Source organism: Chamaesiphon sp. VAR_48_metabat_403 (assembly GCF_031422475.1).
Lineage (GTDB): Bacteria > Cyanobacteriota > Cyanobacteriia > Cyanobacteriales > Chamaesiphonaceae > Chamaesiphon.
The window spans coordinates 1-12918 of the sequence record NZ_JANPLS010000265.1 but is presented as its reverse complement, the minus strand read 5'-3'; the positions used below and the strand labels follow the sequence as shown (position 1 = coordinate 12918).

Below are 12918 nucleotides of genomic sequence, written 5' to 3'. Positions count from 1 at the left end.
GTCAGTGCCAATAGTAACAAAACCTTCGATAAAGGCTATTCGCTCATCTATAGTAACGACACCCTCCCAGGAATGAGCGGCGGGGTGGTATTAAATTCGGCAGGCGAACTAGTCGCCATTCATGGTAGAGGAGATCGGGAGAAAAGTTCTGATGGTAGCTTCAGTGGGGTAAAAACCGGATTCAATCTCGGCATCGCGATTAATCGGTTTGGCACGATCTCCAGTAGTCTGGGAGTAAATCTTCAAGGACAAGTCGCCGCCATTCCGCAATCTACTGCAATTAAAGCAGACGATTACTTTGTTTCAGCAGTTGAAAAAGACTATAAGGGAGACACCGAGGGAGCATTAGCTGACTACAATCGCGCTATCCAAATCAATCCTAATTATGCCAAAGCTTACTTCAATCGTGGGCAGTTGAAAGATGTTAAAGGAGATTATCAGGAAGCATTAGCTGATTACAATCGTGCCATCCAAATCGATCCTAATAATGCCGATTTTTACTATAGTCGTGGGAATGTGAAATATATCTCCTTCAACGACCCCAAGGGAGCATTAGCTGATTACAATCGCGCTATTCAAATCGATCCTAATAATGACATGGCTTACCTCAATCGCGGAAATGTGAGATCCGCCCTCAATGACCCCAAGGGAGCATTAGCTGACTACAACAGCCTTATCCAAATCGCGCCTAATTTTGCCTCTGCTTACATAAATCGTGGGCATTTGAAATATAGTGAGGGAGATTATCGGGGAGCATTAGCTGACTACAACCGTGTTATCCAAATCGCGCCGAATGATGACATGGGTTACTTCGGTCGCGGAAATGTGAGATCCGCCCTCAACGACCCCACAGGAGCATTAGCCGACTACAATCGCGCAGTGCAAATCTTTCCTGATTTTGCCGAGGCTTACATAAATCGTGGGTATTTGAAATCTGAAAAACTCAATGACACCAAGGGAGCATTAGCGGATTTCAACCGCGCTATCCAAATCGCGCCTAATTATGCCAAAGCTTACTTCAATCGCGGGAATTTTAAATACAGGTATTTAAACGATCGATCTGGTGGCATTACTGACATGCGGCAGGCAGCTAAATTAAGTAAACAGAAGGGTAATCAGTATATATACAGTTTGGCAATCGAGCAGTTAAGAAAATGGGGTGCGAGTGAGCTACCAGATCCCAACTTTACAAAGTAATTTGTCAAATTCAGGATTTAAAGGCAGAATTCCGCAATAATAGTTAGATCCAATAATAAAGAACCGACTTATTACCTAAGTCGGTTTTTAATTTACACTAACTGTAGATTTACATCTCCTAAATATCTAAATCCATCATGCCTAATTTCGGCCCATAGGTTTCGATAAATTCGCGACGTGGTGCTACACGATCGCCCATTAAAATAGTAAAAATCCGATCGGCTTCAGCAGCATCTTGAATCTCTACTCGTTTGAGCGTGCGAGTTTCCCGATCCATTGTGGTTTCCCACAACTGTTGGGGCATCATTTCTCCTAAACCTTTGAACCGCTGAATTGTATAATTTGCATTCGCTGGAAATTCAGCGATTTTCTGTTGTAATTCACGTTCGCTATAACAGTAATAGTGATTGCGTCCGCGCTCTAATTTATAAAGCGGCGGGCAAGCAATATAGATGTATCCTTCATCGATCAATGCGCGTTGATAGCGATAGAAGAACGTCAACAATAGCGTCCGAATGTGGGCACCATCTACGTCGGCATCTGTCATCAAACAAATTCGGTGATAACGCAGTTGTTCCGATTTAAAATCTTCACCCTTTACGCCCAAACCTAATGCAGTAATTAGAGCTTGAATTTCGGTGTTTTTGTAAATCTTAGAATCATCAGTTTTCTCAATGTTTAAAATCTTACCACGCAAAGGTAAAATTGCCTGGAAACGTCTGTCCCTGCCTTGTTTTGCCGACCCGCCCGCAGAATCTCCTTCCACGATGAAAATCTCAGATTCGCTGGGATCTTTAGAGCTACAATCTGCTAATTTACCAGGCAAAGTAGAAGATTCTAATACCGATTTCCGACGGACTAATTCTTTGGCACGTCTGGCTGCTTCAGCGGCGTTAAAAGCTTGAATTGCTTTGTCTAAAATAGAGTCGGCAATATTCGGACGAAACTCTAAATATTCAGTCAGAGCTTCAGAAACGATCGAATCGACAATTTTCCGAACTTCGGTATTACCTAATTTCGTTTTGGTCTGTCCTTCAAATTCCGGATTGGGAACTTTAACCGAAACAATCGCCGTTAAACCTTCGCGAATATTTTCACCACCTAAATTGGCATCACCTTCTTTAAGTTTATTCCGTTTGCGCGCGATCGAGTTCATGGTACGAGTCAATACCACTTTCAATCCATCTAAGTGCGTCCCACCATCGATAGTCCGAATATTATTGGCAAATCCCAAAATATTATCGGAATAAGCATCGACACACCACTGAAGCGCGACTTCGACCTGAACTTTATCTTGTTCTTGGCTGATGTAAATAATTTCTTCGTGTAGCGGCTGCTTGTTTTCGTTTAGATAAGCAACATATTCCCGAATCCCACCTTCATAATAGTAATTCTCGACCTTGGGTGTTTCGGTACCCAATAGCTCCAACCGATAATCGGTAAAGCTAATCCGAATCCCCGCATTGAGATAGGCTAGCTCTTTAAAGCGACTGGCTAAAGTTATATAATCAAACTCGACCGATTCTTTGAAAATTTCAGTATCCGGTAGAAATGTTACCGTCGTACCAGTCCGATTTTCTGGACTCGGCACAACTTCTAATCCAGTGACGGCAAAACCCTTCTCAAACCGCTGAGTATGGATTTTTTGATTCCGCCACACTTTTACTTCAACATGTGCCGAGAGCGCATTTACAACCGAAATCCCGACTCCATGCAAACCACCAGAGACGGTATAACCACCGTCACCAAATTTACCCCCAGCGTGGAGCACGGTTAATACTGTTTCAATCGTAGATTTCCCCGTCTGTGGGTTAATCCCAGCCGGAATTCCCCGTCCGTCATCGACGACTGTAACGGAACCATTGGCATTAATCGAAATATCAATATTTTTGCAATGACCAGCCAGTGCTTCATCGATCGAGTTGTCTGCAACCTCATATACTAAATGATGGAGTCCTTTTGGCCCTGTCGAACCGATATACATCCCCGGTCGGACGCGGACTGCTTCTAGTCCCTCCAGTACCCGAATGTTGTCGTCACCATAATCACTGGTCATAAACGATGCTCCAATAATGAGTCACAAGCGACCATTTTTTATGTTGATGATAGATCGCTCCAAAATTATAGCACAAATAGGCTATAGACGAATCTAGATAGTTTTGGGAATATTTTTGAGAGTGTGAAGATCGATGTTTATTTTTCTATTTCGACTCTAGTCGATCGATTACTAACCGCTACACCCCGCACACAAGTCGGCTGGACTCAGGCGAAGCCTCTGCGTAAGATTGGATCGAGACATCAGAAGATCGACAGATCTTCGATCGAAACAATTCAAAATAATCTCTTTTTTATCTCATCCTAACGGATGATTTTAGCTTGAAAATAATTAGCTAACATTAACATATAGAATAAGTAATTATTTCTATTACTATTTTCCTAGCGTCGTTAAAGCGATCGTGATGGTTAATTAAATAAATTCAATACACTGAATGGGGGTTATATCGCAGTGACCCATAACTGTTCGTCGAAGGAGAGCGACGGTAGACGAGTAGGCAGTGGATAAAATAGCTTCTAGAATATCATTTTAGTACCACAACTCACAGATCGATTGCCCAATTTAGTGTAAAGTTTTTGTCGCTTCCTTTACTTTGTTTCTACTAACGGGGAACTAAACTTCCCATCAGAGCGATCGAAGGTAGAAAATAATTGGGTGATTTTTTATCGCTGTCGTTCCGTACTGGTATGAGAGCTAAAATAATTTTTAACCAACTTCAATCGATGCGGCGCGGTACTTCGTGAGTCATCAGATCGTAAGCCATCCGGGTATTCGGAAAAATCGCGCGTGCGGCTTGTAATAAATCGTCCAAGCCGATCGGGTTTCCGGGTGCGTAACGGGGGCTAAAATGAGTGAGGATCAATTCTTTGGCTCCTGCGCCTAAAGCCACTTGAGCCGCCATTGTCGAGGTTGAGTGCAGCCTGTCGAATGCCATATCGGCATCTTGATGGGCGAATGTCGATTCATGAATTAACACATCGGCATCGGCGGCGAGTTCGATCGAATTTTCACAGAACACCGTATCGGTACAATAAACAAATTTGCGCCCGATTTCAGTTTCGCCACATAAATCTCTACCATTAATAACTCTGCCATCGGGTAAAGTGACTACTTCACCATTTTTTAATTTGCCATAAAGCGGCCCCGATGGAATGCCTAATTCTTTAGCTTTTTCTAAGTTAAATCGCCCCGGTCGATCGGTCTCGCTAACGCGGTAACCATAAGCGGGAACCTTGTGCTTGAGCGGAATACAAGTAACGGTAAAATCTGCTTCCTGGTAAACTATTCCCGGTTCGATCGTATGAACTTTAATCGGATAATTAAAGTGTGTATACGAATATTTTTGACACGCGCGGAGATATTCATCTAAACCTTTTGGCCCATAAATATCGATGCGATCGGGACTACCCGCCATTCCATACGTTGCCAATAATCCCATCAAGCCAAAAATATGATCGCCATGTAAATGCGTCACAAAAATGCGTCGAATCTGGCTAATTTTGACATCGCAACGCAATAATTGATGCTGAGTGGCTTCACCGCAATCGAATAACCACACTTCACCCCGCTGCGGGAGATTGAGGGCGATACTAGAAACATTGCGCGCCCTGGTAGGGACACCTGAAGATGTGCCGAGGAAGGTAATTTGCACTACTGCTATCTGTCGATCGGTACTGAATTCGGAAGACTGGTCTAAATAGCCAGAACAGTCTATATTTTACCGCGTCGATCGGCAACCGTACCAGAAATTTCGCTATATTTTACTACTCAATTTCGGATCGATAACTGGCAAATTTTCAACGATCTCCAGAATCAATCTTCTACAATTAAGGTGTACTCCGATCGGAGCTAAACTATGCAAGTATCTGTAACAGAAGCCGCAGCCCACCTGAATGAGCTAATCCAAGCTGCGCTCGATGGTGAAGAAGTAATTGTGCTTAACGGAGATCGTCCTGCAATTAAATTCACGCCCATCGGAAAAATCAGACCAGATCGTAAACCTGGTAGTGCCAAAGGGCTGATTTGGATATCAGATGATTTTGACGATCCGTTAGAAGAATTCAGTGTATTTTCGCTCTATCCAGTTCGATTAATGTGGGAATAGTGGATCGATGTCCAGATTGTTGAGTGTTGTTTGTATTAAGCTATAGGCAGATAGATCGAGCCGCATCTGGGAAATTCCGATCCGCAGCACTTCGCTAGCATATATGACCTTTAGTACAGAATTTGAATTACTTTTACGGGCGAGATCTCCCCTAATCTATATTCCCACCACCGAAGAAGAGCGCGTGGAAGGTGCGATCGCCAAAGTTGCCCAGCAGCAAGGCAATCGCCCGATTTATATCTGGGATTTTGTAGATGGTTATCAGGGTAATCCTAACGATAATGGCTATGGGAAACGGAACCCATTGCAAGCTCTCGAATTTGTCGATAAGCTCAGTCCCGATGTCTCTGGCATCTTTATCCTCCGCGATTATCACCGCTTTCTCGAAGATGTTTCCGTCGCGCGCAAACTCCGAAATCTGGCACGCAAACTCAAATCCGAACCCAAAAATATCGTCATTCTCTCGCCCCAGATTATCATCCCTAGCGATCTGAGCGAAGCGATCGTACTGTTAGAATTTCCGCTCCCGACGGCTACCGAAATTAAAGTCGAAATCGAGAGATTGACAAAAGCGACGGGAAACTATCTCAGCAGCCAACAATTAGACGATCTGATCCGGGCTTGTCAGGGCTTATCTACCGACAGAATTCGCCGCGTCTTAGCCCGTGCGATCGCCACCCACGGCGAGATTCGCCCCGATGATGTCGAATTGGTACTCGCCGAAAAACGCCAAACGATCCGCCAGACGCAAATTCTCGATTTTTACCCCGCCAAGGAACAGATTACCGATATCGGTGGATTAGATAACCTCAAAGAGTGGTTGCTGCGCCGTGGGGGTTCCTTTTCCGATCGCGCTCGTCAATATGGTCTTCCTTACCCTAGAGGGCTGTTGCTGGTCGGAATTCAGGGCACTGGTAAATCGCTCACGGCTAAAGCTATTTCTCACCACTGGTATTTACCGCTGTTACGGTTGGATGTCGGGCGACTTTTTGGCGGATTGGTAGGCGAGTCAGAATCTCGCACGCGGCAAATGATTCAACTCGCCGAAGCTCTGTCTCCCTGCGTATTATGGATCGATGAAATCGATAAGGCTTTTGCCGGGATCGATGGTAAAGGCGATGCAGGTACATCGAGTCGGGTATTTGGAACGTTTATCACTTGGCTGACTGAGAAAACTTCACCCGTTTTCGTCGTCGCCACGGCAAATAATATCGATTCCCTTCCGGCTGAAATGCTCCGCAAAGGCAGATTCGACGAAATATTTTTCGTCGGGTTACCAACTAGAGCGGAACGTCGCGCCATTTTCAACGTCCATCTTACCAAGCTCCGCCCCCATAACCTCGCCCAGTACGATCTCGATCGATTGGCCTACGAAACCCCCGATTTTTCAGGTGCCGAAATCGAACAGACATTAGTCGAAGCCATGCATATCGGCTTCAGTCAAAACCGCGATTTCACCACTGATGATATTCTAGAATCAGCCAGTCAAATGATTCCCCTCGCCGTCACTGCCCAAGCCCAAATTCAATTCCTCCAAGACTGGGCAAACTCTGGTAAAGCTAGATTAGCATCGAGACAGGCTAGGCTTTAGGTTTTAGGTTTTAGGTAGCATACGTCTCTTTCATCCCTAACCAAATAAAACCTCTTCTCTAACCCCTAAAGCCTAATACCCAATACCTAATACCTAACGTATGAACGTCGCTCTTAAATCGCTACAATTACTCATTGGCATTACGATCGGATTAATCGGATTGGTCGGCGTATTAGGTGGCGCGGGTTATTACTTTTTCATCACTCAAATGAGTACCCGTCCGCCTAAACCAGTTTTTGCAGAAGAGCGCGATGGGGGTAAATCGTTAGCTGCTAAACCCAAACCCAAATTACCTGTAGCAACTAAGTCACCAGCAGCCGCTAAAGATCCGCAAAACCCCGACCAGCTCCCGCCGGAAGCTTACGATGCTAAAGTTGTCTGGAAAGATGGACTATCGCTCAAGAAAGAACCCGTTTCTGGTGCCGAAAAAGTTGGAAGCGTGGCATTTAACGCGCCAGTGGCGATCGTCAAAACCAGCGATGATAAACAGTGGGTGTTGATTCGATCGCAAGCTGATAACGCTCAAGGCTGGGTAAAAGCAGGTAATATCGACAAAGCCAGAGCCGCCGCCACAGAAGCACCAGCGCAAGCGCAAGCCCCACAACCGAGAGCTAGAAACAGAAACAGAATCAGAAATAGAAATAGAAATAGAAATAGAACCCGCATTCAAACCAATACCGATGAAAATTAGGTATTGCTGAATTAGTGCGGATTTAGCCACATTACCGCAATGCTCGCGATCGAAAATCGAAAATTGAGACCGGATCTGATGCTGGTTTTTAAAAATAAAACTGCTGCAATCCGCATTCTGTCGTCAACATTAGCTTAGATTTCCATCATTTGCAGAGCATTTGCTCGTGCCGACGGCAGGCGATCGTCAACGCCAAGAGCGGTACTGGAATGGGTCTATAATTATTGATGAATATTTATATAAATTAATAAGCCTGTGGGACAATACGAACGTCTGGTACTGATGGCAGAAGACGAACTCACTCAGTACAGCAGTGATGCGCGCAAGATCGAGAAGTTACGCCGCAAGATTGGTTTGTCTGTAAATCTGGCAGAACAACGCGAAGTTAAAGCCGCACTAGAGCAAGAATTACCGACAGGTGGCATTGCCAAATTAGTCGAAACCCAACGCCAAACAGTTGCACTCCCATTTTGGGGAATTGCTGGATTGGGGTTATTATTTGGAATTTCGCTCAATCAGCCGCTAGATTTTATCGCCGCTGTCGGGGGTACGGCGGCGGCAATTACGATTCAAAAATGGGGCTGGAAGCTCTATGCTAAAAGAATCGTGTTAGATACGTTAATCGATATCGATACCAAAATTAGTGAAATTAAGCCAAAACCTTGAGTTAGGGAATAGGGAATAGGGAAAGTTGTTGGAATGGAGCATAAACCCTAGACAACAATCGAAAATTTGAGCTGAATTTAGGAGTAATTATTAATGAGCAAGATCCAGATTGGGATTATTGGTGGTAGCGGACTTTATCAGATGTCCGCCTTAAATAATGTGCGCGAGGTGGCTGTCGATACTCCGTTTGGCAAGCCTTCTGACAATCTTATCGTCGGTGAGTTAGAAGGGGTTGAAGTTGCTTTCTTGGCACGTCACGGACGCAATCATCATCTCACACCGACCGAAGTTCCGTATCGGGCAAATATTTATGCGATGAAACAAATCGGTGTTGAATATCTAATTTCGGCATCGGCTGTCGGCTCTTTACAGGCAGAAGTTAAACCGTTAGATTTGGTATTACCCGACCAATTTATCGATCGTACTAAAAGTCGCGCAAGTACGTTTTTTGGTGAAGGAATTGTCGGACATATTGCCTTTGGCGATCCAATTTGTCACAAGTTAGCGGGTGTTTTAGCAGATGCGATCGAATCCCTCAATCTACCCGATCTGAGCTTACATAAAGGTGGCATATATATCTGCATGGAAGGGCCAGCATTTTCGACTAAAGCCGAGTCTAATATGTATCGACAGCTCGGCGGGACGATTATTGGCATGACTAATTTACCAGAGGCAAAATTAGCAAGAGAGGCTGAAATTGCTTATGCCACCTTAGCTTTAGCTACCGATTACGATTGCTGGCATCCCGACCACGATAGCGTTACGGTAGAGATGATTATTGCTAATCTACATAAGAATGCGACTAATGCTCAACGGGTAATTCAAGAAACAGTCAAAAGATTGAGTACGAATTTATTTGTTTCGGATGCACATTCGGCTCTTAAATATGCAATTATTACGCCGATGGAAAAAGTGCCTGAAGCTACTAAGCAAAAACTAGAATTGTTATTGAAAAAATATATCTAGGCTTTAGGCTTTAGGCAAGATCCCCGACTTCTTTTAAGAAGTCGGGGATCTAAACTTATCGCCAATGTCTATTCATATGTCGATCGATTTACAGCTCAAACAGATTTACTTAGCGGCTGGCATAGTAGTTGCAGGTGTGGTAGTTGCAGGCGCAGTAGTTGTGGGTAAAGTTGTTGAAGGTATGGCGGTTGCCGGGACAGTTTTTGTCGCCGTGCCACTCTTTTTCTGAGGTGCTGTGGCACTCTTTTTAGATTTACATTTAGCGTGTTCTCTCACGGTTAATGTAGCAGGATCGATCGTTTCCGTACCGACAACTAGGGCTTTGTATTTGCCAGCACCATCAACTAGAGCTTCACCACAACCATTTGCAGCTACATCTTGACGTTTGACTGGCTTGTTTTTAGCATTAGTCCCTTTAATGGGATATTTTTGTTTAGCTGTTAAGCCTGTTACTACAACTTGGTCTTTGCTGGTTTTATAAACTTCCGCAGTCGCGATCGAAGTATAACTTAGCGTTAATAATGCCGCGATTGTAACTGTAGAGATCGAAAACTTGATGGACATATATTTTGTGCTTGTGATGTATTGAGTTAGTTGTGTGGTAGGTGCTGAGTATTAGTTGGTAATTGCCGTTTAGTTGTTCCCTTTCATCGCCCGAATTAATTCGGCGGCAACTTCTGGACGCGAAAATTCTGGCGGTGGTAATTCGCCTTGACGCAGTAAATCGCGGACTTTAGTTCCCGATAAATGTACGCGTTGTTCGGGAGTACTGGGACTAGTTTTGGTAGTTGCCATCGATTTGGTAACTTGACAATAGAAAGCGTGCTCGAACATCATTGGGGTGATGCCGAGTTCCCCTGGCTCGAATTCACTAAAAATATACTGTGCGTCGTAGGTGCCGTAGTAGTCGCCTACGCCCGCGTGGTCGCGTCCGACGATAAAATGGGTACAACCGTAATTTTTGCGAATTAGAGCGTGGAAGATGGCTTCGCGGGGGCCAGCATAGCGCATGGCGGCGGGGTTGATACCGAGAATTACCCGATCGCGAGGATAATAGTGTTCGAGGATAATTTCATAGCACCGCATCCGTACGTCGGCGGGGATATCATCTTCTTTCGTCGCGCCGACTAAGGGGTGTAAAAACAATCCATCGACGGTTTCCATCGCACATTTTTGGATATATTCATGGGCGCGGTGGATGGGGTTACGAGTCTGAAATCCGACGATTGTCTTCCAGCCTTTAGCTTGAAACTGGGCGCGAGCTGCGGCAGGATCGATTTGGTAGGTGGGGAATTGTGGATGTGCTTCACGTTCTAAAAGATAGATCGCACCTGCTAAATTAACATTACCCTGGTCGTAGACGACTTTGACACCAGGATGCTTTTCATCATCCGTGCGATAAACATTAATCGCTTCTTGCTGTTTGTCGTAGGTATATTTCTCAGTTAGTTCTAAAACGCCTACAAATCTACCCGTACTATTGTCTAGTCTGACGAGCGCGCCGATGGTTAATGGGGCGGCGACAGCTTCGGTAACTGATAATGTAATTGGAATCGACCACGGTAAACCATCTGCCAATCGCATCTTCGTGACGACAGGATGATAATCTGCTGCTGGCATAAACCCCTGAAGCGGACTAAATGCACCGATCGCAATCATGACTAAATCGGAATAGGCTCGTTCGTCTAATGCCACTCTGGGTAAGCTGTCGGCTTTACTCAGAAATTCGGCTTTTTGAGCGGGGGTGGCGATGCGATCTATTAATTTACCGCCGTGGGGTGTAATACCAGAACGCTGACTCAAGCTAACTTTCCTCGCAATTTTTGAGATATTTATTAACGTTTACTTTAGCAGCTTTGGGGAATTGGGGATAGGGGGGAGTAAGGAGTAAGGAGTAGAGAATAGGTACTAATAATTGTAGATACAGCTCTAGATCTCAATTTAGTGCGATCCCAACGGATCGAGCGGACGATCGTCAATCAGATCGTTAGCAACACCAGTCACTACCGAAGTTTGGATGGTTTTCACCACAGTCGTTCCTAAGACATGTCGATGCCGACTTTCAGCGCGGGATTCTGTTCCCATCTATCCCCAACGTGAGCATAAATCGCCGTCGTGCGCGGATCGGCATGACCGAGTAAATCTTGTACCTGTCGCAATGTCGCCCCATTCCGCAGGGCTAATGTCCCCGCTGTATGCCGTAAACTATGTGCCGAGAGCGTCCTCCCCTCCATATATTTAAGATTAGTCGCCTGAAGATATTTATCCACCACCTGGCGAATTCCCCGCCGCGATAACCGTTCCCCGCGACCATAATTACTCAGATTGATTAATAGCGGACTATCCACCATCCCATCAAATCCCTGCTCCCGCCGCGCGGTTAAATATGCTTCCATTATCTGCGCTAGTTGGGGAGTCAGCGGTACCACCCGCATGTGCCGCTTACTACTGACTTTGACCCCTACCCGCTCGCCCTGACGCACCACATCCCCAATATTGAGCCGATGCATCTCTACCGTGCGCGTTCCTTCGAGTGTCATCACGCCCAGCAATAATTTATCCCGCCAGATTTTCAAGGAACCGCCATCGGTGCTCGCTCCCACCGATTTGAGCAGTACCGTCGCTTCTTCCCGTTCGAGATAAGTAATTCTTGCCGCCGGATCGATCGATTCTGTGGGCGGTTTGACTCCCCAAGCGGGATTGCCCCCCATCAATCCATATTCTACCGCTGCGTCGTACAACCGACTTACTGCTGTCAATTTCACCGCGATCGTTTTCGGCTTATATCCCCGCTGCTGTGCCAACCACCACCGATAGATCTTAATCGTTTCCCGCGTTGCCTCTTGCGGATCGATCTGACTCTGGCGACACCACTCTAAATACTGTTTGACCTGCGTCCAGTATGTGACGATCGTATCTCCGCTGGCACCGCCGTTGGCAACATCAAATTGCAAAAAGTTGGTGAAGACGCTAATCAATGCATCGCAGTCAATTTCAACTGCTGCTGTGTGTTGCTCGGTGGTACTAACCATCTGCACAAAAAGTATCGATCTTCACCATTGTATGAAATATCTTCTCGATCTGTCACGTTCTGTAACAAAATAGCAAGTTCTTACGTTTACTTGGCTTCCGTCCGCTCTTCCCCCTCCCCGCCGCTCTCAATCCTCGAGCGATCTGCTCTTGCGATCTCCGACACATCCAATAATTCATCCCTTTTTTGCCGATCTCGATTAAATTAAAATGTTCTACTTGCACATTCATATTTTTTTCTAATATGTGTAGATGTTTTTAATATACGTTTTTAATTTAAATTAGAGTATTTTTTATTAAAATACACATTTTGCATTGAAAGCGTAGTCAAAACCACTTTCAATGACTCGACTACCTACGGCAAGACGCTAATGAGTTGTTGCTCGGAGCGAGATTAAACAACCCTACCTTGTAGGAATGGATTTAATTTGTGAGCCAGTCATCTTACCTATCAATGGGGGGAACGCTCTCAAGATGGGTAGAAATTAAATTGGGTGGGGGGGAAATCGAGGTACCAAAAAGGGTATTTAAAGGTACCTAGATTTCCCCCACAGCATGCCCAGATCCTCATAATTGGGTATTAGCTCTCGTCAGCTATCGGATGTAAGATGCCGAAT

The 12918-nt window shown here is 45.2% G+C and carries 11 protein-coding genes; 6 read left to right on the top strand and 5 right to left on the bottom strand.

Annotated features, from left to right (window positions below):
- On the top strand, positions 1-1197 hold a 1197-nt coding region (locus RMO79_RS12225; protein ID WP_310483438.1), incomplete at its 5' end, for a tetratricopeptide repeat protein.
- Between the two features lie 118 nt (positions 1198-1315).
- On the opposite strand, the gene gyrB is transcribed toward RMO79_RS12225, so the two are convergent.
- Both gyrB and RMO79_RS12215 read right to left on the bottom strand, forming a co-directional pair.
- The gene (gene gyrB, locus RMO79_RS12220) at positions 1316-3253 is read right to left on the bottom strand and encodes a DNA topoisomerase (ATP-hydrolyzing) subunit B (protein WP_310483437.1); all 1938 of its coding nucleotides are present in this window, start codon (positions 3251-3253) and stop codon (positions 1316-1318) included.
- A gap of 715 nt (positions 3254-3968) precedes the next feature.
- Entirely contained in the window at positions 3969-4904 is a 936-nt protein-coding gene (locus RMO79_RS12215) for a ribonuclease Z (protein ID WP_310483436.1), read from the bottom strand.
- 204 nt (positions 4905-5108) lie between these two features.
- Here RMO79_RS12215 and RMO79_RS12210 point away from each other — a divergent pair, with 204 nt between their 5' ends.
- From RMO79_RS12210 to RMO79_RS12190, 5 genes are all read left to right on the top strand, one after another.
- Positions 5109-5357: a DUF2281 domain-containing protein gene (locus tag RMO79_RS12210; RefSeq protein ID WP_310483435.1), complete on the top strand. Its 249-nt coding sequence runs from the start codon at positions 5109-5111 to the stop codon at positions 5355-5357.
- A 103-nt stretch (positions 5358-5460) separates the two neighbouring features.
- Entirely contained in the window at positions 5461-6948 is a 1488-nt protein-coding gene (locus RMO79_RS12205) for an AAA family ATPase (protein ID WP_310483434.1), read from the top strand.
- Positions 6949-7048: 100 nt separating this feature from the next.
- A complete protein-coding gene (locus RMO79_RS12200; protein ID WP_310483433.1) occupies positions 7049-7639 on the top strand; it encodes an SH3 domain-containing protein in 591 nt (196 codons plus the stop codon).
- A gap of 255 nt (positions 7640-7894) precedes the next feature.
- Complete coding sequence (locus tag RMO79_RS12195) at positions 7895-8305, top strand: hypothetical protein (RefSeq protein WP_310483432.1); 411 nt, start codon at positions 7895-7897, stop codon at positions 8303-8305.
- Positions 8306-8398: 93 nt separating this feature from the next.
- A complete protein-coding gene (locus tag RMO79_RS12190; RefSeq protein WP_310483431.1) occupies positions 8399-9271 on the top strand; it encodes an S-methyl-5'-thioadenosine phosphorylase in 873 nt (290 codons plus the stop codon).
- A 105-nt stretch (positions 9272-9376) separates the two neighbouring features.
- Here the strand turns inward: RMO79_RS12190 and RMO79_RS12185 are convergent, their stop codons facing one another.
- The 3 genes from RMO79_RS12185 to RMO79_RS12175 form a co-directional block, all read right to left on the bottom strand.
- Positions 9377-9835: a hypothetical protein gene (locus RMO79_RS12185; RefSeq protein ID WP_310483430.1), complete on the bottom strand. Its 459-nt coding sequence runs from the start codon at positions 9833-9835 to the stop codon at positions 9377-9379.
- Positions 9836-9904: 69 nt separating this feature from the next.
- Entirely contained in the window at positions 9905-11074 is a 1170-nt protein-coding gene (sat, locus tag RMO79_RS12180) for a sulfate adenylyltransferase (RefSeq protein WP_310483429.1), read from the bottom strand.
- 236 nt (positions 11075-11310) lie between these two features.
- On the bottom strand, positions 11311-12303 hold the full coding sequence (locus tag RMO79_RS12175) for a tyrosine-type recombinase/integrase (RefSeq protein WP_310483428.1): 993 nt from the start codon (positions 12301-12303) through the stop codon (positions 11311-11313).
- Positions 12304-12918: the final 615 nt, after the last annotated feature.

Bases quoted from the DNA above. Each gene is read 5' to 3' on its own strand.
- gyrB (WP_310483437.1), bottom strand. From the start codon at position 3,253: ATGACCAGTGATTATGGTGACGACAACATTCGGGTACTGGAGGGACTA.
- RMO79_RS12210 (WP_310483435.1), top strand. From the start codon at position 5,109: ATGCAAGTATCTGTAACAGAAGCCGCAGCCCACCTGAATGAGCTAATC.
- RMO79_RS12205 (WP_310483434.1), top strand. From the start codon at position 5,461: ATGACCTTTAGTACAGAATTTGAATTACTTTTACGGGCGAGATCTCCC.
- RMO79_RS12200 (WP_310483433.1), top strand. From the start codon at position 7,049: ATGAACGTCGCTCTTAAATCGCTACAATTACTCATTGGCATTACGATC.
- RMO79_RS12190 (WP_310483431.1), top strand. From the start codon at position 8,399: ATGAGCAAGATCCAGATTGGGATTATTGGTGGTAGCGGACTTTATCAG.
- RMO79_RS12185 (WP_310483430.1), bottom strand. From the start codon at position 9,835: ATGTCCATCAAGTTTTCGATCTCTACAGTTACAATCGCGGCATTATTA.
- RMO79_RS12175 (WP_310483428.1), bottom strand. From the start codon at position 12,303: ATGGTTAGTACCACCGAGCAACACACAGCAGCAGTTGAAATTGACTGC.